The organism is Pseudomonas sp. AOB-7 (assembly GCF_003696305.1).
In the GTDB taxonomy this organism is placed as follows: domain Bacteria; phylum Pseudomonadota; class Gammaproteobacteria; order Pseudomonadales; family Pseudomonadaceae; genus Aquipseudomonas.
Genome location: NZ_RFFK01000001.1, coordinates 406,774 through 428,317, shown reverse-complemented (window position 1 = coordinate 428,317; position 21,544 = coordinate 406,774). Strand labels below are relative to the sequence as shown.

General features: G+C 67.7%; 19 protein-coding genes and 1 pseudogene. 15 read left to right on the top strand and 5 right to left on the bottom strand.

Annotated features, from left to right (window positions below; all coding sequences use genetic code 11):
* Positions 1–32: 32 nt before the first annotated feature.
* The 3 genes from EA796_RS02100 to EA796_RS02090 form a co-directional block, all read right to left on the bottom strand.
* A complete protein-coding gene (locus EA796_RS02100; protein ID WP_122107343.1) occupies positions 33–650 on the bottom strand; it encodes an NAD(P)H-dependent oxidoreductase in 618 nt (205 codons plus the stop codon).
* Positions 643–2,037, bottom strand: coding sequence for a class II fumarate hydratase (locus tag EA796_RS02095; protein WP_122107342.1), 1,395 nt, complete (start codon positions 2,035–2,037; stop codon positions 643–645). The genes EA796_RS02100 and EA796_RS02095 overlap by 8 nt, the downstream gene beginning before the upstream one ends.
* An 80-nt stretch (positions 2,038–2,117) precedes the next feature.
* A complete protein-coding gene (locus tag EA796_RS02090) occupies positions 2,118–3,128 on the bottom strand; it encodes a DUF2804 domain-containing protein (protein ID WP_122107341.1) in 1,011 nt (336 codons plus the stop codon).
* A 270-nt stretch (positions 3,129–3,398) separates the two neighbouring features.
* Between EA796_RS02090 and EA796_RS02085 the strand changes: the two genes are divergently transcribed.
* The 12 genes and pseudogenes from EA796_RS02085 (at position 3,399) to EA796_RS23605 (ending at position 16,013) form a co-directional block, all read left to right on the top strand.
* Entirely contained in the window at positions 3,399–3,893 is a 495-nt protein-coding gene (locus EA796_RS02085) for a DUF2059 domain-containing protein (protein ID WP_021443246.1), read from the top strand.
* 11 nt (positions 3,894–3,904) lie between these two features.
* Positions 3,905–4,198 carry a BolA family transcriptional regulator gene (locus tag EA796_RS02080; RefSeq protein ID WP_021443247.1) on the top strand — a complete coding sequence of 98 codons (294 nt, stop codon included), beginning with the start codon at positions 3,905–3,907 and terminating at the stop codon, positions 4,196–4,198.
* Positions 4,199–4,449: 251 nt separating this feature from the next.
* Positions 4,450–5,388, top strand: coding sequence for a rhodanese-related sulfurtransferase (locus tag EA796_RS02075; protein WP_122107340.1), 939 nt, complete (start codon positions 4,450–4,452; stop codon positions 5,386–5,388).
* Between the two features lie 2 nt (positions 5,389–5,390).
* The gene (locus EA796_RS02070) at positions 5,391–6,023 is read left to right on the top strand and encodes a DsbA family protein (RefSeq protein WP_122107339.1); all 633 of its coding nucleotides are present in this window, start codon (positions 5,391–5,393) and stop codon (positions 6,021–6,023) included.
* Positions 6,016–7,794 (top strand): ABC transporter ATP-binding protein, encoded by a 1,779-nt coding sequence (locus EA796_RS02065; RefSeq protein ID WP_031302575.1) that lies wholly within the window; start codon positions 6,016–6,018, stop codon positions 7,792–7,794. Before EA796_RS02070 ends, EA796_RS02065 begins: the two co-directional genes overlap by 8 nt.
* A gap of 384 nt (positions 7,795–8,178) precedes the next feature.
* Positions 8,179–9,261, top strand: coding sequence for a 4-hydroxyphenylpyruvate dioxygenase (hppD, locus tag EA796_RS02060; RefSeq protein ID WP_021441977.1), 1,083 nt, complete (start codon positions 8,179–8,181; stop codon positions 9,259–9,261).
* Between the two features lie 4 nt (positions 9,262–9,265).
* The gene (locus EA796_RS02055) at positions 9,266–10,405 is read left to right on the top strand and encodes a homogentisate 1,2-dioxygenase (protein ID WP_122107338.1); all 1,140 of its coding nucleotides are present in this window, start codon (positions 9,266–9,268) and stop codon (positions 10,403–10,405) included.
* 50 nt (positions 10,406–10,455) lie between these two features.
* Positions 10,456–11,442 carry a fumarylacetoacetate hydrolase family protein gene (locus EA796_RS02050; protein WP_122107337.1) on the top strand — a complete coding sequence of 329 codons (987 nt, stop codon included), beginning with the start codon at positions 10,456–10,458 and terminating at the stop codon, positions 11,440–11,442.
* A gap of 30 nt (positions 11,443–11,472) precedes the next feature.
* Complete coding sequence (gene maiA / locus EA796_RS02045; protein WP_122107336.1) at positions 11,473–12,123, top strand: maleylacetoacetate isomerase; 651 nt, start codon at positions 11,473–11,475, stop codon at positions 12,121–12,123.
* A 120-nt stretch (positions 12,124–12,243) separates the two neighbouring features.
* Positions 12,244–13,704 (top strand): sodium-dependent transporter, encoded by a 1,461-nt coding sequence (locus EA796_RS02040; RefSeq protein WP_122107335.1) that lies wholly within the window; start codon positions 12,244–12,246, stop codon positions 13,702–13,704.
* A 353-nt stretch (positions 13,705–14,057) separates the two neighbouring features.
* Positions 14,058–15,155: pseudogene (locus tag EA796_RS23610) on the top strand (HAMP domain-containing protein); the annotation flags it as partial.
* On the top strand, positions 15,141–16,013 hold the full coding sequence (locus EA796_RS23605) for a methyl-accepting chemotaxis protein (RefSeq protein WP_371921449.1): 873 nt from the start codon (positions 15,141–15,143) through the stop codon (positions 16,011–16,013). The pseudogene EA796_RS23610 and the gene EA796_RS23605, both read left to right, overlap by 15 nt.
* 215 nt (positions 16,014–16,228) lie before the next feature.
* Here EA796_RS23605 and EA796_RS02030 read toward each other — a convergent pair whose 3' ends face one another.
* Positions 16,229–17,104: a DUF6685 family protein gene (locus tag EA796_RS02030; RefSeq protein WP_021441971.1), complete on the bottom strand. Its 876-nt coding sequence runs from the start codon at positions 17,102–17,104 to the stop codon at positions 16,229–16,231.
* 141 nt (positions 17,105–17,245) lie between these two features.
* On the opposite strand from EA796_RS02030, the gene EA796_RS02025 reads away from it, so the two are divergent.
* Together EA796_RS02025 and EA796_RS02020 are read left to right on the top strand one after the other, a co-directional pair.
* A complete protein-coding gene (locus tag EA796_RS02025; protein WP_031302573.1) occupies positions 17,246–17,467 on the top strand; it encodes a DUF2835 domain-containing protein in 222 nt (73 codons plus the stop codon).
* A gap of 86 nt (positions 17,468–17,553) precedes the next feature.
* Positions 17,554–18,576, top strand: coding sequence for a quinone-dependent dihydroorotate dehydrogenase (locus EA796_RS02020; protein WP_122107333.1), 1,023 nt, complete (start codon positions 17,554–17,556; stop codon positions 18,574–18,576).
* A gap of 80 nt (positions 18,577–18,656) precedes the next feature.
* Here EA796_RS02020 and rmf read toward each other — a convergent pair whose 3' ends face one another.
* Positions 18,657–18,872 (bottom strand): ribosome modulation factor, encoded by a 216-nt coding sequence (gene rmf / locus EA796_RS02015; protein WP_003244273.1) that lies wholly within the window; start codon positions 18,870–18,872, stop codon positions 18,657–18,659.
* Positions 18,873–19,290: 418 nt separating this feature from the next.
* Between rmf and rlmKL the strand changes: the two genes are divergently transcribed.
* Positions 19,291–21,468 (top strand): bifunctional 23S rRNA (guanine(2069)-N(7))-methyltransferase RlmK/23S rRNA (guanine(2445)-N(2))-methyltransferase RlmL, encoded by a 2,178-nt coding sequence (gene rlmKL / locus EA796_RS02010; protein WP_122107332.1) that lies wholly within the window; start codon positions 19,291–19,293, stop codon positions 21,466–21,468.
* Positions 21,469–21,544 lie beyond the last annotated feature (76 nt).

The following is a 21,544-nucleotide window of genomic DNA, read 5'->3' as shown; positions in this document are numbered from 1 at the left end:
AGCCGGCAATCCAGGCCAGCGCTACGCGCTGCCTAGGCCTTGACCCCCAGCGCCTCGGCCTTGCGCAGCCAGGCCTGGCGCTGCTCCTCGCTGGACGGTCGCACCGGGGCGAATTCGGCCAGGCGGCGGGTCTTGATCCCGCAGAAACCGAGGATGGTGCGCACCATCTGCCGGTGCGCCGGCGCGCCGTAGACCCAGCGGAAGTACCAGGGCGGGGTGTCCAGGGTCACCAGCAGGTCGGCGCTGCGCCCGCTGAGCAACTTGTCCCACAGCTGCGAGCGGTGGCGGTACTTGAAGGCGAAGCCGGGCAGCAACACCCGGTCGAAGAAGCCCTTGAGCAGCGCCGGCAGGCCGCCCCACCAGACCGGGTAGACGAACACCAGGTGCTCGGCCCAATGGATCAGGCGCTGCGCCTCGAGCAGGTCGGGCTCCAGGTTCTGGCTCTGGTCGTAGCCGTCGCGCAGGATCGGGTCGAACTGCAGCTCGCCCAGCTTCAGCTGGCGCACCACATGGCCCTGGTCGCGCGCGCCCTGGGCGTAGGCGGCGCCGAGGGCATGGCACAGGCTTTCGCGCTTGGGCGTGCCGAAGATCATCAGGATGCGTTTGCCGTCGCCTTCCAGCGGCGTGGCGCCGCTCTTGCCCTCAGTCATGTTTGCCGGCTCCGAGCATGTCCTGCGGCCGCACCCACTGGTCGAACTGGGCGTCGTTCAGATAGCCCAGTTGCAGCGCCGCCTGGCGCAGGGTGCTGCCCTCGGCGTAGGCCTTTTTGGCGATCTCGGCGGCCTTGTCGTAGCCGATATGCGGGTTCAGCGCGGTGACCAGCATCAGGCCGTTCTCCAGGTGCGCGGCCATTTGCACGGCATCCGGCTGCAGCTCGGCGATGCAGTGCTGCTGGAAGTTGCGGCAGCCGTCGGCGAGCAGGCGGATCGACTGCAGCAGGTTGTGGATGATCACCGGCTTGAACACGTTGAGCTGCAGGTGGCCCTGGCTGGCGGCGAAGCCGATGGTGGCGTCGTTGCCCAGCACCTGGCAGGCGAGCATCGACAGCGCCTCGCACTGGGTCGGGTTGACCTTGCCGGGCATGATCGAGCTGCCCGGCTCGTTGGCCGGCAGGCGCACCTCGGCCAGGCCGGCGCGCGGGCCGGAGCCGAGCAGACGCAGGTCGTTGGCCAGCTTCATCAGCGCCACGGCCAGGGTCTTCAGCGCGCCGGAGAGCTGCACCAGCGGCTCGTGGCCGGCGAGGGCGGCGAACTTGTTCGGCGCGCTGGTCAGCGGCAGGCCACTCAGCGCGGCCAGCTCGGCGGCGATGGCCTCGGCGAAGCCGGGTGGGGCGTTGAGTCCGGTGCCCACCGCGGTGCCACCCTGGGCCAGTTCGCATACCGCCGGCAGGGCGGCGCGGGTGGCCGCCTCGGCGTAGCCGAGCTGGGCGACGAAGGCCGACAGCTCCTGGCCGAAGGTGATGGGGGTGGCGTCCATCATATGGGTGCGCCCGGTCTTGACCAGGTGGGCGTGGCGCTGCGCCTGCTCCTGCAGGCCGTCGCGCAGCTCGGCGATGGCCGGCAGCAGGCTGTGCCTGACCGCCTGCGCCGCGGCGATGTGCATGGCGGTGGGGAAGCAGTCGTTGGAGCTCTGCGCACGGTTGACGTGATCGTTGGGATGCACCGGGCTCTTGCCGCCGCGCGTGCCGCCGGCCAGTTCGTTGGCGCGGCCGGCGATCACCTCGTTGACGTTCATGTTGCTCTGCGTGCCGCTGCCGGTCTGCCACACCACCAGGGGGAACTGCGCATCGTGGTCGCCACCCAGCACCTCGTCGGCGGCCTGTTCGATCAGCCGGGCGATATCCGCCGGCAGCTCGCCGCTGCGGCTGTTGACCCGCGCCGCGGCCTTCTTGATCAGCGCCAGGGCGTGCAGCACCGCCAGCGGCATGCGCTCGGTGCCGATGGCGAAGTTGATCAGCGAGCGCTGCGTCTGCGCGCCCCAGTAGGCCTCGTTGGGGACTTCGATGGGGCCGATGCTGTCGGTTTCGGTGCGGCTCATGGCGATCTCCGGGAGTAGGACGGCTGGCAGTTTAGGCCGTTGCGTCGGGCACTGGTTCCGCGGATTTTCTATCGCGACCATTACCAGCGGGCGTGGGTCGCGCCGAGCCAGCCGAGGGCGCCGTCCACCGGTACCCGCTCGCCCTTGGGACCGCGCAGCACGCCGTCGTAGCGACCGAACCACTGCTGGGTGTCGGCATGGAAGGGGCCCAGCTTGGGGCAGGCGCGGTGCAGCTGGCGCGGGCTGAAACGCAGCGCCACGCGCTCGTCCGCGCTGTCCAGGCGCCAGGGTGCCAGCGGCGCGTGGGCGCTCTGTTCGATGCTCAGCGGGCTGTCCAGGCGCTGCAGTTCGCCGCCGAACCACAGGGCGTTCTCCGACAGGCCGCTGTATTCCAGCCAGCCGGAGCCGAAGTTGCCGGCGATGCCGCCCGGTGCGGCGAAGGCAGCGCGTTGCCAGTGGCTGTTCAGCGGCCACACGCCGCGGCCGAAATCCAGGGCGGCGAAGCTCTGCCCGGGGGCGCAGCTGTACTGCTTGCGTCCCAGCTGCAGGCTGCCGGCGGCGGGTAGGCCGAGCTGGCGGCTGGTGGCGTGGAAGCCGCCGCCCTGCAGCGGCGCCACCAGGTTGACCGATTGCAGGTGGGCGGGGCGCTGGATGTCCAGCGCCACCTGCAGCGGCTGGCCGCCGATATCCGGGGCGGCGGCGGTCAGGCGCAGGCGGCCGGGATGCTCGTCGATGCGCAGTTGCAGGCGCGGGTGGTTGAAGGCGTGGCTTTCCAGCGGCAGGTCGGGCAGCTGGCAGCCGAAGGCGAAGGGGCGCAGCTGGGTGTGGGCGACGGCCTGGCCGCTGTCCAGGTCGAGGAAGTAGGCGGCGCCGTAGCCCAGGTAATCGAGGTCGGCCAGGGTCAGCGCGAGCATCCACTGCGGGGTGGTGATGCACCAGTGGTTCCAGCGTTTGCGCCGGCCCAGGTGGCCGCGCAGGGCGCAGTGCACCTGCGGTCGGCTCGACCAGCCGATGGCTTCGGCCAGCAGCCGACCCTTGCTGTCGCACAGCGGCTGGGGGGGAAACTCGGCGGGGCTGGCGAAACTGGTCATCGGGCACGTCCATGTGTGTGCGCAGGCTGGCGATCAATTGCCGGGGCGAGGAGTGCGCACGCCATTCGAATCGGGGGCGCACAGCATGCCGAGCACGTTCAAGCATGGGCAAGTGCTGGCATTTTGGCAACTGACCAGCGGGTGCGGCAGTGCGCAGGGGTTTTGTGCGCTGGCGCACGATGCGGCCGACTTGAGGTAAACCGGGCTTGGGCACAAAATGCCCCCAGCGCAGTCTACCCAGACTCACCCGTCACCCCCGGAAGCCTTCCCATGCCTCATCTATTCAAGCTGTGCACCGCCGTTCTGCTCAGTGCCTCGGCGTCCCTGGCCCTGGCCGATGCCGCCAGCCATGCCGCCGATGCCGAGCGTTTTCTCAAGCTGGCACATGCCGACAAGCTGACCGTGCCGGTGTATGGCCAGGTGCAGCAGATGTTCGCCCAGCGCTTCGCCCAGGCACCGGGCGGCAAGCAGGCGCTGCTGGAAAGCTATCAGGCCAAGGCCAATGCCGCGCTGGACAAGGCGGTGGGCTGGGACAAGCTCAAGCCGGACATGGTCAAGCTCTACACCAGCAACTTCGACGAGCAGGAGCTCAAGCAGCTGATCGCCTTCTACGAGTCGCCGCTGGGGCAGAAGGTGCTGCAGAAGATGCCGACCCTCACCGCACAGTCCGCACAGATCACCCAGAGCAAGCTGGAAACCGCCGTGCCGGAGGTGAACAAGCTGCTGGCCGAGATGAGCGACGAGCTCGGCGTGAAACAACCCTGATGGAGCCCACGATGTCCAAGCAAGACCTGATCGTCGCCGCGCTGGCCGATCTGCAGCCCGAACACCTCGCGGTGCTGGACGAGAGCCATATGCACAGCCGCGGCCTGGAGACCCACTACAAGGCGGTGATCGTCAGCCCGGCGTTCGCCGGCCTGAACGCGGTCAAGCGGCATCAGAAGGTCTACGCCACGGTCGGCGAGCTGATGGCGCAGATCCATGCCCTGGCCCTGCACACCTACACCCCCGAGGAGTGGGCGGCGCAGGGCGTGGCGCCGGCCTCGCCGACCTGCCGCGGCGGTCATTGACCCGGGCCGGATGAACGCCGGGGCCTCCCCGGCTATCGCTGCGCTCGACCCAGGCTGCGGAGCGTTGCAGCCGGGCCAGGCGACAGGCTGTCGCGCCTTGTCGCCAACTCGCCCCGGCGCTTCGCGGCTTTGTTACAATCCGCCTCGCGCCGGCCCACGCCGGCGCTTTCGTTTGGCTTCTCGATCCGGCGAGTTCGCGCCGATCGAGCCCCAGTCCGCCCTTTACGTGGGCGACTACTGAAGGACATTCCATGACTGACAAGATCGTCGTCGCGGCGCTGTACAAGTTCGTCTCCCTGCCGGAATACCAGGCGCTGCGCGAACCCCTGCTGCAAACCCTGCTCGATAACGGCATCAAGGGCACCCTGCTGCTCGCCGAAGAGGGCATCAACGGCACCGTCTCCGGCAGCCGCGCCGGCATCGATGCGTTGCTTGCCTGGTTCGCCGAGGACGCCCGTCTGGCCGATATCGACCACAAGGAGTCCTACTGCGATGAGCAGCCGTTCTATCGCACCAAGGTCAAGCTGAAGAAGGAAATCGTCACCCTCGGCGTGCCGGGCGTCGACCCCAACCAGCGCGTCGGCACCTACGTCGAGCCGCAGGACTGGAACGCCCTGATCAGCGACCCCGAGGTGCTGCTGATCGATACCCGCAACGACTACGAGGTGGCCATCGGCACCTTCGAGGGCGCCATCGACCCCAAGACCAAGTCGTTCCGCGAGTTTCCCGAGTACATCAAGGCCCACTTCGACCCGCGCCAGCACAAGAAGGTGGCGATGTTCTGCACCGGCGGCATCCGTTGCGAGAAGGCCTCCAGCTACATGCTCGGCGAGGGCTTCGAGGAGGTCTATCACCTCAAGGGCGGCATCCTCAAATACCTGGAGGAAGTGCCGCAGGAAGATACCAAGTGGCAGGGCGACTGCTTCGTCTTCGACAACCGGGTGACCGTGCGCCACGACCTGACGGAAGGCGACTACGACCAGTGCCACGCCTGCCGCACGCCGATTTCCGTGGCGGACCGCCAGTCCGAGCGCTACAGCCCCGGCGTCAGCTGCCCGCATTGCTGGGACTCGCTGCCGGAGAAGACCCGTGAAGGCGCCCGCGAGCGGCAGAAGCAGATCGAGCTGGCGCGCGCGCGCAACCAGCCGCATCCTCTGGGACGCGACCCCCGCCAACTGAACGAGGCCTGACCATGGCAAGCCGCCTGCTCTACGTGATGGACCCGATGTGTTCCTGGTGCTGGGGTTTCGCCCCGGTGGCCGAGGCCCTCGCCGAGCAGGCCGCAGCGGCCGGCGTGCCGCTGCAGCTGGTGGTCGGCGGCCTGCGCCGCGACCAGGGGGCCATCGACGCCGCGGCGCGGGTGCGTTACCTGGGCTACTGGCAGGCGGTCAACGCCAGCACCGGACAGCTGTTCGACTTCGAGCGCGGCCTGCCCGAGGGCCTGGTCTACGACACCGAGCCGGCCTGCCGCGCCCTGGTCACCGCGCGCAGCCTCGACGCGGCCAGCGCCTGGCCGCTGCTCAAGCTGATCCAGCAGGCCTTCTACACCGAGGGCGTCGACGTCACCCAGGCCGGCGTGCTGGTGCAACTGGCCGAGCAGGCCGGCATTCCGCGCATCGAGTTCGCCGAGGCCTTCGACAGCCAGGCCATGGTTGATGCCACCGCCGCCGATTTCAGCTGGGTGCAGGATCTGGGCATCGCCGGTTTCCCCACCCTGCTGGCCGAGCGCGACGGCCAGCTGGCGCTGCTGACCAACGGCTATCAACCGCTGGAGGTGCTGGCGCCGCTGCTCGGCCGCTGGCTGGAGCGCGCCGCCCATGCCTGATCGGTTGAGCTGGGCAGAAATCCGTCGCCTGGCCCTGCAGCACAAGAAAGCGCTGATCCTCGCCAACCTGGTCGCGGTGCTGGCCACCCTGTGCAGCGTGCCGATTCCGCTGCTGCTGCCGCTGCTGGTCGACGAGGTGCTGCTGCACGACGGCGACGCCGCGCTCAAGGTGATGGACAACTTCCTGCCGGCCAGTTGGGAGACCGCCGCCGGCTATATCGGCCTGATGCTGCTGCTGACCCTGCTGCTGCGCGGCTCGGCGCTGATCTTCAACGTGCTGCAGGCACGGCTGTTCGCGCGGCTGTCGAAGGACATCGTCTACCGCATCCGCATGCGTTTGATCGAGCGGCTCAAGCGCATTTCCCTCGGCGAGTACGAGAGCCTCGGCGGCGGCACGGTCACCACCCATCTGGTCACCGACCTGGACACCCTGGACAAGTTCGTCGGCGAGACCCTCAGCCGCTTCCTGGTGGCGGTGCTGACCCTGGTCGGCACCTCGGCCATCCTGATCTGGATGCACTGGCAGCTGGCGCTGCTGATCCTGCTGTTCAACCCGCTGGTGATCTACGCCACGGTGCAGCTGGGCAAGCAGGTCAAGCACCTGAAGAAGCTCGAGAACGACAGCACCGGCCGCTTCACCCAGGCGCTGACCGAGACCCTCGACGCCATCCAGGAGGTGCGCGCCGGCAATCGCCAGGGCTATTTCCTCGGCCGCCTCGGTGGGCGGGCACGCGAGGTACGCGACTTTGCCGTGGCCTCGCAGTGGAAGAGCGATGCGTCGAACCGCGCCAGCGGCCTGCTGTTCCAGTTCGGCATCGACGTGTTCCGCGCCGCCGCCATGCTCACCGTGCTGTTCTCCGACCTGTCCATCGGCCAGATGCTCGCGGTGTTCAGCTACCTGTGGTTCATGATCGGCCCGGTGGAGCAGCTGCTCAGCCTGCAGTACGCCTTCTACGCCGCCGGCGGCGCACTGACGCGGATCAACGAGCTGCTGGCGCGGCGCGACGAGCCGCAGTACCCGGGCCGCGTCGATCCGTTCAAGGGTCGCGACACCGTCGGCATCGAGGTGCGCGGGCTGACCTTCGCCTACGGCGAGGAGCCGGTACTGGATCGCCTCGATTTGTCCATCGCCCCCGGCGAGAAGGTGGCCATAGTCGGCGCCTCGGGTGGCGGCAAGAGCACCCTGGTGCAGCTGCTGCTGGGGCTCTACACGCCGCAGGCCGGCAGCATCCGCTTCGGTGGCAGCAGCCAGGAGGAGATCGGTCTGGACTGCGTGCGCGACAACGTCGCGGTGGTGCTGCAGCACCCGGCGCTGTTCAACGACACGGTGCGCGCCAACCTGTGCATGGGCCGCGAGCGCAGCGACCAGGCCTGCTGGCGCGCGCTGGAAATCGCCCAGCTGGCGCCGACCATCCAGGCGCTGCCGCAGGGCCTGGACAGCGTGGTCGGGCGCAGCGGCGTGCGCCTGTCCGGCGGCCAGCGTCAGCGCCTGGCGATTGCTCGCATGGTATTGGCCGAGCCCAAGGTGGTGATCCTCGACGAGGCCACCTCGGCGCTCGACGCCGCCACCGAATACGCCCTGCACGAGGCGCTGGCGCAGTTCCTCAACGGCCGCACCACGCTGATCATCGCCCACCGTCTGAGCGCGGTGAAGCAGGCCGACCGCGTGCTGGTGTTCGATGGCGGCAGCGTCGCCGAGGACGGCGACCACCAGCAGCTGATCGCCGACGGCGGCCTGTACGCCAAGCTCTACGGGCATCTGCAGCGCTGAGGCGCCGGCGCGTTGTCCGCCCGGCAGGGCACAGCTGATTCAGGGGGATCGGGGTGCGTGGCCGAGGCTTTACCCATCCACCGTTGCGCGCTTCAGCCTCGGCGCGGCGCCCCGATCCACTACGCATGCTCTTCCTCGGCCTCGCCGCGGCAGCTCGTCTGGCAGCCTGGCGAACCGCTCTGGCAAGAAAACCTTACGCATTTGCAGGTCTTGCCAGGCCGCATTCCCTGGTTTTTCAGGGTGTAAGGAAAACTTGCCAATACCTCGCTGAGATCGCCCCAACCGGGCGGTTGCGCCGCCTTGTTCGCCGTCTGCCATCGGGTTGTCATGGGTTCATTCAAACGCGCCTCACGGCGCAGCCCACAACAACAACGAGGAGGCGAAATGACCGCCGTGGCCAAGATCGAGCAGCACAACCCCATCGGTACCGACGGCTTCGAGTTCGTCGAGTTCACCGCGCCCAACGAAGAAGGCATCGCCCAGCTGCGCCAGCTGTTCACCGCCATGGGCTTCACCGAAACCGCCAAGCACCGCTCCAAGCAGGTCTGGCTGTTCCAGCAGAACGATATCAATTTCGTCCTCAACGGCAGCCCCACCGGCCACGTCCGCGCCTTCGGCGAGAAGCACGGCCCCAGCGCCTGCGCCATGGCCTTCCGGGTCAAGAACGCGGCCCAGGCCGCGGCCTACGTCGAGCAGCAGGGCGCCAAGCTGGTCGGCAGCCACGCCAACTTCGGCGAGCTGAACATCCCCTGTGTGGAAGGCATCGGCGGCTCGCTGCTGTATCTGGTCGACCGCTACGGCGACAAGACCATCTACGACGTCGACTTCGAATACATCGAAGGCCGCAGCCCCAACGACAACGCCGTCGGCCTGCAGCAGATCGACCACCTGACCCATAACGTCAAACGCGGGCAGATGGACGTCTGGTCCGGCTTCTACGAGCGCATCGCCAATTTCCGCGAGATCCGCTACTTCGACATCGAAGGCAAGCTCACCGGCCTGTTCTCCCGCGCCATGACCGCGCCCTGCGGCAAGATCCGCATCCCGATCAACGAGTCGGCCGACGACAAGTCGCAGATCGAGGAATTCATCCGCGAGTACCACGGCGAGGGCATTCAGCACATCGCCCTGTCCACCGACGATATCTACGCCACCGTGCGCCAGCTGCGCGCCAACGGCGTGGACTTCATGACCACCCCGGACACCTATTATGAAAAGGTCGACAGTCGCGTCGCCGGCCATGGCGAGCCGCTGGAGTTGCTGCGCGAGCTGAATATCCTGATCGATGGTGCGCCGGGCGACGACGGCATCCTGCTGCAGATCTTCACCAACACGGTGATTGGCCCGATCTTCTTCGAGATCATCCAGCGCAAGGGCAATCAGGGCTTCGGCGAGGGCAACTTCAAGGCGCTGTTCGAATCCATCGAGGAAGACCAGCTGCGTCGCGGCGTGATCTCCGAGGAGTGATGCCATGAGCCGTAAATGGATCAGCTTTCCCCTGCGCGAGGGCGAGTGCTCGCGTCAGGCGCACTGCGACCTGCCGCAGGGCACCTACGAGCGCGAGATGGGCCGTGAGGGCTTCTTCGGCCCCACCGCGCACCTGCACCACAAGCATCCGCCGACCGGCTGGATCGACTGGGAAGGCCCGTTGCGCCCGCACGCGTTCAACTTCAACGACATCCCCAGCGAGCGCGACTGCCCGCTGGCGGCGCCGCTGACCCTGCACAACGCCGATGTGAAGCTGCGCGTCTGGCGCACCCACGGTGCCATGCGCCACCTGGTGCGCAACGCCGACGGCGACGAGCTGCTGTTCGTCCACGAGGGTGCGGGGCACCTGTACTGCGACTTCGGCCATCTGGAATATCGCGACGGCGATTACCTGCTAATCCCCCGCGGCACCGCCTGGCGCATCGAGGCCAGCACGCCGAGCTACTTCCTGCTGATCGAGAACAGCGATGGCGCCTACCAGCTGCCGGACAAGGGCCTGCTCGGCCCGCAGGCGATCTTCGACCCCGCCGTGCTCGATCATCCGCGGCTCGATGAGGCGTTCAAGGCGCAGCAGGACGAGAACACCTGGCAGATCAGGATCAAGCGGCGCAACCAGATCAGCACCGTGACCTACCCCTACAACCCGCTGGACGTGGTCGGCTGGCACGGCGACAACACCGTGGTGCGGCTGAACTGGCGCGACATTCGCCCGCTGCTCAGCCATCGCTATCACCTGCCGCCGTCGGCGCACACCACCTTCGTCGCCAACGGTTTCGTGGTCTGTACCTTCACGCCGCGCCCGGTCGAGTCCGACCCGGGCGCGCTCAAGGTGCCGTTCTTCCACAACAACGACGACTACGACGAAGTGCTGTTCTACCACCGCGGCAACTTCTTCAGCCGCGACAACATCGAGGCCGGCATGGTCACCCTGCACCCCTGCGGCTTTCCCCACGGGCCGCATCCCAAGGCGCTGAAGAAGAGCCAGGAGGACCCGGCGACCTTCATCGACGAGGTGGCGGTGATGATCGACACCCGCCGCGCCCTGGAAGTGGCCGATGCCGCCGCTGCGGTGGATGTGGCCGAGTACGTCAACTCCTGGCGCGCGCCGGGTACCCAAGGTTGAACCTGTAGGAGCCGGCTTGCCGGCTCCTATGCCAAGAACGGAAATCGCATATGAAACTCGCATCACTGAACCAGGGCCGCGACGGCGTGCTCGTCGTGGTCTCCCGCGACCTGGCCCGCGCCGTGCGCGTGCCGCAGATCGCCGCCACCCTGCAGGCCGCGCTGGACGACTGGGCCGTGGCCCGGCCCAAGCTGGAGGCGGTCTACCAGCGCCTCAACGACGGTCTGGAGCAGGGCGCCTTCGCCTTCGATCAGGCCGCCTGCCACAGCCCGTTGCCGCGCGCCTATCACTGGGCCGACGGCAGCGCCTACGTCAACCACGTCGAGCTGGTGCGCAAGGCGCGCGGCGCCGAGATGCCGGAATCCTTCTGGCACGACCCGCTGATGTACCAGGGCGGCGCCGACAGCTTTATCCCGCCGCACAGCCCGATCCGACTGGCCGATGAGGCCTGGGGCATCGACCTGGAAGCCGAGCTGGCGGTGATCACCGACGACGTGCCGATGGGCGTCACGCCGGCCGAGGCGGGCGGGCATATCCGTTTGCTGATGCTGGTCAACGACGTGTCGCTGCGCAACCTGATCCCCGGCGAGCTGGCCAAGGGCTTCGGCTTTTACCAGAGCAAGCCGTCGTCGAGCTTCTCGCCGGTGGCGATCACCCCGGACGAGCTGGGCGAAAGCTGGAAGGATGGCAAGGTGCATCGGCCGCTGGTTTCGCATATCAACGGCGCGCTGTTCGGCCAGCCGGATGCCGGCGTGGACATGACCTTCAACTTCCCCACCTTGGTCGCCCACGCCGCCAAGACCCGCCCGCTGGGCGCCGGCACCATCATCGGCTCGGGCACCGTGTCGAACTACGACCGCAGTGCGGGTTCTTCCTGCCTGGCGGAAAAGCGCATGCTGGAAATCGTCGAGTCGGGCGAGGCGAAAACGCCGTTTCTCAAGTTCGGCGACCGGGTGCGTATCGAGATGTTCGACGCGGCCGGCCAGAGCCTCTTCGGCGCCATCGATCAGGTGGTGGAACAGTACGACGCCCGCTGATCCCTTGGAGCGTTTCGAGAGGAATCCGAGATGTTGAAGCTCTATGGCTACTGGCGCTCCAGCGCCGCCTACCGCGTGCGCATCGCCCTGAACCTCAAGGGCCTGGCCTATGAGCAGGTGCCGGTGCACCTGGTCAAGGACGGCGGTCAGCAGCACGGCGCCGATTACCGCGCGCTGAACCCGCAGCAGCTGCTGCCGCTGCTGGTGGACGAGGAGAACGGCGGGGTGCGCATTGCCCAGTCGCTGGCGATTCTCGAGTACCTGGAGGAAATCTTCCCGGTGCCGGCACTGCTGCCGGCCGACCCCGCCGAGCGCGCGCATGTGCGGGCGCTGGCGCTGCATATCGCCTGCGATCTGCATCCGCTGAACAACCTGCGCGTGCTGCAGTACCTGTCCGCCGAGCTGGGCGCCTCTGACGAGGCGAAGAACGCCTGGTACCAGCACTGGGTCGCGCTGGGACTGGCGGCGGTGGAGGAGGGCCTGGCGCCGTTCGACGGGCGCCTGTCGCTCGGCGCGCGGCCCGGTTATCTGGAAGCCTGCCTGATCCCGCAGCTGTATAATGCGCGGCGTTTTAACTGTGACCTTGCCGCGTACCCACGCATTCTCGCCCTGGCGGCGCGCTGCGAACCCCTGCAGGCCTTCCAACAGGCCGCACCGGAGGCGCAGCCCGACGCCCAGTGAGCCCGGCTGGCCTTGCCTGCCGTGCCCAGGCGAACCCGGCTCGATAAAAGCCTTGCATTCCGCTGCGCCACAAGCGCGGCGGGTCCGATTCCGTCACAGATAAAAACAAACAGGTGACGCATGACCCGTGAAAAACCGAAGAACCTCTGGCTCTCGCGCTGGGGTTTCATCCTCGCTGCAACCGGCTCGGCCGTAGGCCTGGGCAATATCTGGAAATTCCCCTACATCACTGGCGAATACGGCGGCGGCGCCTTCGTGCTGATGTACCTGGCCTGCATCCTGGCTATCGGCATTCCGGTGATGATGACCGAGATCGCCCTCGGCCGCCGCGGCCGCGGCAGCCCCATCGACGCCATCGGCCGGGTGGTCCGCGAGAACGGCGGCAACCCGCTGTGGAAGGCGGTCGGCGGCATGGCCATGCTGGCCGGTTTCATGATCCTGTGTTTCTACGTGGTCGTCGCCGGCTGGGCCTTCGCCTACACCTGGAAGATGCTCGACGGCTCGCTGGCCGCCAGCAGCGTCGAGGCGCTCGGCGGGGTGTTCGCGGCGCACAATGCCAACCCCTGGCAGCTCGGCGGCTGGAGCCTGCTGGTGGCGCTGCTGACCCTGTGGATCGTGGCCAAGGGCGTGCAGCAGGGCATCGAGAACGCGGTGCGCTGGATGATGCCGGGCCTGGCCCTGATGCTCATCGTGCTGGTCGGCTACGCCTTCACCAGCGGCAGTTTCAGCGCCGGTTTCGACTTCCTGTTCCATTTCGACGCCTCGAAGATCACCGGCGAGGCGCTGCTGGCCGCATTGGGTCATGCCTTCTTCACCCTCAGCCTGGCCTCGGGCGCCATCCTCACCTACGGCTCCTACATCCCCGACGGCCAGTCCATCGCCCGCACCACCTTTATGGTGGCGATCTGCGACACCTGCGTGGCGCTGCTCGCCGGCCTGGCGATCTTCCCGATCATCTTCGCCAACGGCATGAGCCCGAGCGCAGGGCCGGGGCTGATCTTCATGAGCCTGCCGCTGGCCTTCCAGCAGATGCCGCTGGGTACCGCCTTCGGCGTGCTGTTCTTCGCCATGGTGTCGATCGCCGCGCTGACCTCGGCGATCTCCATGATCGAGGCCACCGTCGCCTACCTGAACGAGAAGCACGGCATCAGCCGTCTGCGCGCCGCCGTGGTTTCCGGCGCGGTGCTGCTGCTGATCAGCCTGCTGGCGATGCTCTCGTTCAACCTGCTGGCCGGCTGGACGCCGCTGGGCAAGAACCTCTTCGACTGGCTGGACTACCTGACCTCGCGCTGGATGATGCCCTTGGGCGGCATCTGCATGGTGATTCTCGCCGGTTATGTGCTGCGCGGCGAGATCATGCGCGACGAGCTGAACCTGCCGCCGGCCGGCTACGCGCTGTGGCTGTTCATGGTGCGTTACGTCAGCCCGGTGCTGATCCTGGTGGTGTTCCTCCATGCGCTGGGCTGGCTGCTGTTCGACCCGGTGGCGCAGTGGTACTGGATCGCCGGCGCCATCGGTCTGCTGGCGGTGGCCGGCGAGGTGCTGCGACCGCGGGTGATGCCGGTGCTGGCCGGGCGCTGAGTCCTCTGCGCGCATCCAGGCGCAGCTCCGCAAGGGCTGCGCCTTTTTGCGTCTGGCCAAAGCGGTGGGGGCGCCGTGCGCACCGACGCCAGGGCTAATTGCCGCATACCCATGCCTGGCGGAAATCCGCCAATAGTCCGGCGTCAATAAGCGGATCGTTGCCGAATCGGCGGGGCGCCCGCCGACGGCAGGCTCCGCTCGGCAATCCGCTCTTGGCCAACTGCCAGCACTCAAGCCTCTGCCCGTGTCGGCCGATGTGCTGTCACAGGTCTGGCACAAGGGTTGCCTAGGCTATCGACCAGGTCGCGCTCACGAGGTGCGACCCTAATAAGAAGAACCTGGAGTTGCCCTGTATGTTCGAGCCTGCCGCACGTCTGTTCGCCAACCTTGCCGTCGGCAAGAAATTACTCATCGGCTTCGGTCTGGTGCTGTTGCTCACCGCGGCGATGACCGGCAGCGGCTTTCTCGCCGTGCAAGGGGGGTTGCAGGGGCATGCTCAGGTCGGCCAGCTGGCGCAGGTGAATCAGGAGATTCTCCAGGCGCGGCGTCTGGAGCGCAGCTTCGCCATCGAGTTGAGCCCGCAGAGCGCCGAGCGGGTGCGCGCCAGCCTGACCCAGGTGCAGGGCATGCTGGAGCGCCTGGCGCAGGGCTCCGCCGCGGTCGAGGGCACGCGCCTGCAGACCATGCAGCAGGCGGTCGCCGAGTACCTCAAGCAGTTCGACAACTACGTCGAGCAGCAGGACCGGGCGCGCGAAGCGCGGCAGGACATGCGCAACGCCGCCACTGAGGCGCGCGATCAGTTCGAGGTGATCGAGCTGGACATGTACGACGCGGTGCGCGAACTGCGCCTGCAGGGCGACAAGCTGCGCGGCAGCGATCCGCTGACCCTGGCCGAGACCGCCTCCGGTCTGAGCAAGCGCATGCTCGATCTGCGCGGTCACGAGAGCCTGTACATCATCGACGGCTCCGCCGAGGCGCTGGAGGAGTGGGAGTACGTCAGCGAAGACCTGCAGACCGTGGCCCGCAGCCTGATGATCTGGCTCGACGACGAGCAGAAGGCGGCGATCGAGACCGCGCTGCAGGCGCTGACCCTGTATCAGCGCTCCTTCCTCTACTACCAGCAGTTGCGCGAGCAGAACCTGGCGACGGAAAACGCCATGATCGAGCGTGCGCGCTCGGTGGTGGACCTGGCCGAGGCCGCCCAGGCCGGCGCGGAGCAGGCCATGCTCGACGACAGCCGACGCTCGCTGGTGCTGCTCGGCCTGATGGGCGCCGCCGCGGTGGTGCTGGGGCTGTGCGCCGCGCTGCTGATCACCCGCCTGATCGTCGTGCCGCTGCGCCAGAGCGTGGGCTTCGCCCAGCGTATCGCCGCGGGCGACCTGAGCCAGGACATTCCCCAGCAGCGCCGCGACGAGGTCGGCCAGCTGTTCGCCGCCATGCAGGGCATGACCCTCAGCCTGCGCACCCTGGTCGGCCGCATTGGCGGCGGGGTGGGGCAGATCGCCGCCGCCGCCGAACAGCTCTCGGCCATCACCGCGCAGACCAGCGCCGGGGTGCAGACGCAGAAGCTGGAGACCGAGCAGACCGCCACCGCCATGCACCAGATGGCCGCCACCGTGCAGGAAGTCGCGCAGAACGCCGAGCAGGCCTCGCTGGCGGCGCGCGACGCCGACCGGGAGGCGCAGCAGGGCAACCGCGTGGTGCAGCAGGCAGTGGATCAGATCGACGGCCTGGCCAGCGAGGTGGAGCAGTCCGCCGAGGCCATCGCCGCGCTCAACCAGGAAAGCGCGCGCATCGGCAGCGTGCTCGAGGTGATCCGCAACGTCGCCGAGCAGACCAACCTGCTGGCGCTCAATGCCGCCATCGAAGCCGCCCGCGCCGGCGAGCAGGGCCGCGGTTTCGCCGTGGTCGCCGACGAGGTGCGCGCGCTGGCCAAGCGCGCGCAGGACAGCACCGAGGAAATCGAGAGCCTGATCGCCGGCCTGCAGCGCATGGCCAAGGGCGCCGTGGAGCAGATGGACAGCAGCCGCGAGCTGACCCGGCGCACCGTCGAGCTGGCGGGCGAGGCGGGCGATGCCCTGGGGCGCATCACCCAGGCGGTGAGCACCATCGAGCAGATGAACCAGCAGATCGCCGCCGCCGCCGAGGAGCAGAGCGCGGTGGCCGAGGCGATCAACGAGAGCGTCACCCGGGTGCGCGACATCGGCGAGCAGAGCGCCACCGCCAGCGAACAGACCGCCGCCTCCAGCGCCGAACTGGCGCGCCTGGGCGTGGAGCTGCAGGAGCTGGTGCGGCAGTTCCGTACCTGAGTCGTGTCACCGCAGGGGCGTAGCGCACGCCACGTGCTGGAGGGCATTCGCAAGAGCGGTGGCAGTGGCTGCCCGAGTTGTGCCCAGCACCGGTAACGGAGGCGCGGTGCGCACGTGCGCACCATCTCGGCGGGTGTGGCTACCGCGAAAGCCGCAGCGAGTGGGGGGCTCCGCGAGCGCCAGCTCGGGCCGCACGGCGGTGCGCGCGGCGCACCCTATTGCGCCAGCTGGCGCAGATAGTCCAGTACGTCGGGGGCGCCGGCCAGGCGCAGGCCTTCGCCGAGGGCGGTGGCCTGGGGATGTTCCTTGGGCAACAGGAGGAATTCCGGCGCGCCGGCGGTCTTCAGCAACGACAGGCGCGCATAGGGCAGGCCGTTATCCAGCAGCAGGCCCATGAAGTGCGGGTCGCTCCAGGCTTCGCCCGGCATGGCCAGCACGTGGTAGCGCAGCTGCAGGTTTTCCAGCCCGCTGGCGCTCAGCCGGTAACGGGTCAGGTTGGCCGGCAGCAGCACCTCCAGGCCGCGCCTGCGGGCATAGACGATGGCTCCGGCGAAGGCTTCGCCCTGCTGCTCGCCCGCCCAGAAGGTGCGGGTGCCGTGCCAGCCGGCCTGACGCAGCTCGACGGCTTCGCCGGCGAGAAAACGCGGCAAGGCCTGGCTGATGGTCTTGACGAAATCCTTGTAGCTGATGATGCGCACCTGCTTGCAGTGCTCGCTCGCCGCATAGTCCTCGAAACTGGCGTAGCCGTGCTGGCTGCTCGCGTTGCAGGCGAAGCCGTCGACCAGGCGCAGGTCGAAGGCTTGCAGGTGTTGGCGTTCGGTCGTCACCACCTGGGTCAGGGCGGCATGGGCCTGGGCCTTGTCTTCCTGCACCGGGCCTGAGAGTGCACCGCGTGGCAGGTCGACCAGGCGCTGCAGGGGCGGGCCCTCGTGCCAGCAGATGCTTGTCCCGGGTGGCGGCAGCACCCGGAACGGCAGGCGCAGCGCGCTGGCCCGGGCGAATATCTGCCGCGAGCCGCGACCGATCAGCCCCAGGCGTTGGGCCAGAGCGGTCAGGCGGGTGCTGAGGGTCGAGGGCTCGGACAGGCTCATGGCCAACAGGTAGCTCCAAGGGCGTCTACAGCAGTGTGGCAGACGCCGGCAGCTCCTGCTTGCACGGCGCCGCGCGACGCGTCAGCGGCGGCGAGGTGGGTCTGTGGCAAAATAGCCGCATTCATTTGCGAGGGTGCCTCCATGCCCAGCTTGGTGCTGGATATTGCGTTATCGGCCGAACGGTTGCAGGCCGTCTACCGTGGCCATGCCAACCGGATTATGGCGCAAAGCCGCGACGGCCGCCGCGTCAGTTTGCCGGCCCACCATTTGCGGCCCTATCTGACCCATGAGGGGATCTATGGTTCCTTCGTACTGGAGTTCAGTACCGCCGGCGAGCTACTGAGCTTACGCCCTTTGCCCTGATCCGGCGCACCCGCCTCGCGCCGGTGGGCCGCGCGCGGCTATAATCGCCGGCCTGCCCACCCTCATCTATCGAGCTAAGCCTGCCCATGTACTCCCTGGCCCGCGAGCTGCTGTTCAAACTGTCCCCGGAAACCTCCCACGAGCTGTCCATCGACCTGATCGGCGCCGGCGGCCGTCTGGGCCTCAACCGCCTGCTGAGCAAGGCGCCGGCCAGTCTGCCGATCACGGTGATGGGCCTGCAGTTCGCCAACCCCGTGGGCCTGGCCGCCGGTTTGGACAAGAATGGCGACGCCATCGACGGCTTCGCCCAGTTGGGCTTCGGCTTCGTCGAGATCGGCACCGTCACCCCGCGGCCGCAGCCGGGCAACCCCAAGCCGCGGCTGTTCCGCCTGCCGGAGGCCGAGGCGGTGATCAACCGTATGGGCTTCAACAACCTGGGTGTCGACCACCTGCTGCAACGGGTGCAGGCGGCGAAGTTCAAGGGCGTGCTGGGGATCAATATCGGCAAGAATTTCGATACCCCGGTCGAGCGTGCGGTGGACGACTACCTGGCCTGCCTGGACAAGGTCTATGCCCACGCCAGCTACGTCACGGTCAACGTCAGTTCGCCGAATACCCCCGGCCTGCGCAGTCTGCAGTTCGGCGACTCGCTCAAGGAACTGCTCGAAGCGCTGCGCCAGCGCCAGGAGAACCTGGCCCAGCAGCACGGCAAGCGCGTGCCGCTGGCGATCAAGATCGCCCCGGACATGAGCGACGAGGAAACCGCACTGGTGGCCGCGGCGCTGCTGGAGGCGGGAATGGATGCGGTGATCGCCACCAACACCACTCTCGGCCGCGAAGGCGTCGAAGGCCTGGCCCATGGCGACGAGGCCGGCGGGCTGTCGGGTGCGCCGGTGCGCGACAAGAGCACGCATATCGTCAAGGTGCTGGCTGGCGAGCTGGGCGGGCGTTTGCCGATCATCGCGGTCGGCGGCATCACTGAGGGCAGGCATGCGGCGGAGAAGATCGCCGCCGGTGCGAGCCTGGTGCAGATCTATTCGGGATTCATCTACAAGGGCCCGGCGCTGATTCGCGAGGCGGTGGATGCCATTGCGGTATTGCGCAAATAAAGAGGGCTCCCGAAGGAGCCCCTGGGCTTGCGCCCGCCGCCCGGAGGGGGTCGGCATGGTGAAGTCGGAAGTGATCCTGATCAGCCGACAGCGTGAAGTTCGTTGAGTCGATGAATACCGGCGGTGCCGGTCAGCCCATCCCAGTTGTCGCCGCGGCCCTCGCGCCAGCCATTGAGCCAGGCTTGACGTACCGAAGGCAGGGTGAAGGGGCAAAGTTCGCGGGATTTACCATTGATGCCGTACTGATAGCCGCGCAAAAAAGCTCGTTCTAACGGATCACGCTTAAGTCTTCTCATAGGGTGTTGCCCTCACTGTTGACTGTTATGTCCCGTTGGCCTTGTGGCAAGGCCGGGCAGAGAGTCTTCTGCCTGCGAAAGTTCGCTGCCGGCGTGGCGAACTTTCTATGCCCTCGCCGTTGCAGCGAAAGCCTTGAGTAGTGTTCTAACGAATGCGCTGGGGCCTGTGAATGATCGATTTGTCATAAGGGCGTAACCTAAACGAGGGTGAGGCCATAAGGGCGCTGGGCATATGTCCAGCGTCTTCCGGCCAGGCGCCGTGGGGCCTGGCTGCAGGCGGCAGTGGCGTCATTGTGCTAGTGCAAATGAGACTGCTTGCTTATTCCGACGAAGGGTCGCGATGTGACGTTTTGTCACTTATTTTGAGTCGAGGCGCGCAGGTCGCGCCTCCCTGATTGCCATAGGCACTGGAAAGTCCATGTCGGATCGTTACGAAATCGTTCTCACCTGCCCCAAGGGGCTCGAAGGCCTGCTGCTGGAAGAGGCCAAGGCACTGGGCCTGGAGGAGGCGCGCGAGCAGACAGCCGCCGTGCGCGGCCAGGCCGAGCTGGAGACCGCCTACCGCCTGTGCCTGTGGTCGCGCCTGGCCAACCGCGTGCTGCTGGTGCTGGCGCGCTTCTCCATGAGCAACGCCGACGACCTCTACGAGGGCGTCAAGGCGGTGGACTGGCGCGATCACCTGGAGCCGGCCGGCAGCCTGGCGGTGGAGTTCAGCGGCCATGGCTCGGGCATCGACAACAGCCACTTCGGCGCGCTCAAGGTCAAGGACGCCATCGTCGACCGCCTGCGCACCAGCAGCGGCGAGCGCCCCAGCATCGACAAGCTCAACCCCGACCTGCGCGTGCATCTGCGTCTGGAGCGCGGCGAGGCGATCCTGTCCCTGGACCTGTCCGGGCACAGCCTGCACCAGCGCGGCTACCGCCTGCAGCAGGGCGCTGCGCCGCTCAAGGAAAACCTCGCCGCTGCGGTGCTGATCCGCGCCGGCTGGCCGCGCATCGCCGCCGAGGGCGGGGCCCTGGCCGACCCCATGTGCGGCGTCGGCACCTTCCTGATCGAGGCGGCGCTGATGGCCGCCGACATCGCCCCCAACCTGCGCCGCGAGCGTTGGGGCTTTTCCAGCTGGCTCGGCCACGTGCCGGCGCTATGGAAGAAACTGCATGCCGAGGCCGAGCAGCGCGCCGCCGCCGGCCTGGCCAAGCCGCCGCTGTGGATTCGTGGCTACGAGGCCGACCCACGGTTGATCCAGCCTGGGCGCAACAACGTCGAGCGCGCCGGCCTGTCCGACTGGGTGAAGATCTATCAGGGCGAGCTGGGCAGCTTCGAGCCGCGTCCGGACCAGAACCAGAAGGGCCTGGTGATCAGCAACCCACCCTATGGCGAGCGCCTGGGCGATGAGGCCAGCCTGCTGTACCTCTACCAGAACCTCGGCGAGCGCCTGCGCCAGGCCTGCCTGGGCTGGGAGGCGGCGGTGTTCACTGGCGCGCCGGAGCTGGGCAAGCGCATGGGCCTGCGCAGCCACAAGCAGTACGCCTTCTGGAACGGCGCATTGCCCTGCAAGCTGCTGCTGATCAAGGTGCAGACCGAGCAGTTCGTCACCGGCGAGCGACGCGGACGCGAGGAGGCGGAGCCTGCGGCCGAGGCAGCGCCGCAGGCACGCCTGTCCGAAGGCGGGCAGATGTTCGCCAATCGCCTGCAGAAGAACCTCAAGCAACTGGGCAAGTGGGCGCGCCGCGAGGGCGTGGAGTGCTACCGCCTGTACGATGCCGACATGCCCGAGTATGCCCTGGCGGTGGACCTGTACCGCGACTGGGTGCACGTGCAGGAATATGCCCCGCCGCGCTCGATCGATCCGGACAAGGCCCAGGCGCGTCTGCTCGACGCCCTGGCGGCGATTCCCCAGGCTCTCGGCGTGGCGCAGAATCGGGTGGCGATCAAGCGCCGCGAGCGGCAGAGCGGCAGCAAGCAGTATCAGCGCCAGGCCGCCCAGGGCCAGTTCATGGAGGTCAGCGAGGGCGGGGTCAAGCTGCTGGTCAACCTCACCGATTACCTGGACACCGGGCTGTTCCTCGATCACCGTCCGCTGCGCCTGCGCATTCAGCGCGAGGCCGCCGGCAAGCGCTTTCTCAACCTGTTCTGCTACACCGCCACGGCCACCGTGCATGCGGCCAAGGGCGGCGCGCGCAGCACCACCAGCGTCGACCTGTCGAAGACCTACCTGGACTGGGCGCGGCGCAACCTGTCGCTCAATGGGTTTTCCGACAAGCACCGCCTGGAGCAGGGCGACGTGATGGCCTGGCTGGCCGAGGATCGCAACGACTACGAGCTGATCTTCATCGATCCGCCGACCTTCTCCAACTCCAAGCGCATGGAGGGGGTGTTCGACGTGCAGCGCGACCACGTCGAGCTGCTCGACCTGGCCATGGCGCGCCTGGCTCGCGGCGGGGTGCTGTATTTCTCCAACAACTTCCGCAAGTTCCAGCTCGACGAGGGGCTGGCGGCGCGTTACCAGGTCGAGGAGATCAGCGCGCAAACCCTCGACCCCGACTTCGCCCGCAACCCGAAGATCCACCGCGCCTGGCGTTTCAGCGCGCGCTAGCGTGAGGTTGTCGGGCCTGCGTAGGGTGGATGACGCTCTTCTCATCCACCATAAGTGCATCGCCGGTGGATGGGTA

What these genes read in the sequence shown, in the direction of transcription:
- hppD (WP_021441977.1), top strand. Translation starts at nt 8,179, where the DNA reads ATGACCGCCGTGGCCAAGATCGAGCAGCACAACCCCATCGGTACCGAC.
- rlmKL (WP_122107332.1), top strand. Translation starts at nt 19,291, where the DNA reads ATGTCGGATCGTTACGAAATCGTTCTCACCTGCCCCAAGGGGCTCGAA.
- EA796_RS02075 (WP_122107340.1), top strand. Translation starts at nt 4,450, where the DNA reads ATGACTGACAAGATCGTCGTCGCGGCGCTGTACAAGTTCGTCTCCCTG.
- EA796_RS02020 (WP_122107333.1), top strand. Translation starts at nt 17,554, where the DNA reads ATGTACTCCCTGGCCCGCGAGCTGCTGTTCAAACTGTCCCCGGAAACC.
- EA796_RS02085 (WP_021443246.1), top strand. Translation starts at nt 3,399, where the DNA reads ATGCCTCATCTATTCAAGCTGTGCACCGCCGTTCTGCTCAGTGCCTCG.
- EA796_RS23605 (WP_371921449.1), top strand. Translation starts at nt 15,141, where the DNA reads ATGCAGGGCATGACCCTCAGCCTGCGCACCCTGGTCGGCCGCATTGGC.
- EA796_RS02040 (WP_122107335.1), top strand. Translation starts at nt 12,244, where the DNA reads ATGACCCGTGAAAAACCGAAGAACCTCTGGCTCTCGCGCTGGGGTTTC.
- EA796_RS02090 (WP_122107341.1), bottom strand. Translation starts at nt 3,128, where the DNA reads ATGACCAGTTTCGCCAGCCCCGCCGAGTTTCCCCCCCAGCCGCTGTGC.
- EA796_RS02100 (WP_122107343.1), bottom strand. Translation starts at nt 650, where the DNA reads ATGACTGAGGGCAAGAGCGGCGCCACGCCGCTGGAAGGCGACGGCAAA.
- EA796_RS02080 (WP_021443247.1), top strand. Translation starts at nt 3,905, where the DNA reads ATGTCCAAGCAAGACCTGATCGTCGCCGCGCTGGCCGATCTGCAGCCC.
- EA796_RS02030 (WP_021441971.1), bottom strand. Translation starts at nt 17,104, where the DNA reads ATGAGCCTGTCCGAGCCCTCGACCCTCAGCACCCGCCTGACCGCTCTG.
- EA796_RS02095 (WP_122107342.1), bottom strand. Translation starts at nt 2,037, where the DNA reads ATGAGCCGCACCGAAACCGACAGCATCGGCCCCATCGAAGTCCCCAAC.
- EA796_RS02025 (WP_031302573.1), top strand. Translation starts at nt 17,246, where the DNA reads ATGCCCAGCTTGGTGCTGGATATTGCGTTATCGGCCGAACGGTTGCAG.
- rmf (WP_003244273.1), bottom strand. Translation starts at nt 18,872, where the DNA reads ATGAGAAGACTTAAGCGTGATCCGTTAGAACGAGCTTTTTTGCGCGGC.
- EA796_RS02055 (WP_122107338.1), top strand. Translation starts at nt 9,266, where the DNA reads ATGAGCCGTAAATGGATCAGCTTTCCCCTGCGCGAGGGCGAGTGCTCG.
- maiA (WP_122107336.1), top strand. Translation starts at nt 11,473, where the DNA reads ATGTTGAAGCTCTATGGCTACTGGCGCTCCAGCGCCGCCTACCGCGTG.
- EA796_RS02065 (WP_031302575.1), top strand. Translation starts at nt 6,016, where the DNA reads ATGCCTGATCGGTTGAGCTGGGCAGAAATCCGTCGCCTGGCCCTGCAG.
- EA796_RS02070 (WP_122107339.1), top strand. Translation starts at nt 5,391, where the DNA reads ATGGCAAGCCGCCTGCTCTACGTGATGGACCCGATGTGTTCCTGGTGC.
- EA796_RS02050 (WP_122107337.1), top strand. Translation starts at nt 10,456, where the DNA reads ATGAAACTCGCATCACTGAACCAGGGCCGCGACGGCGTGCTCGTCGTG.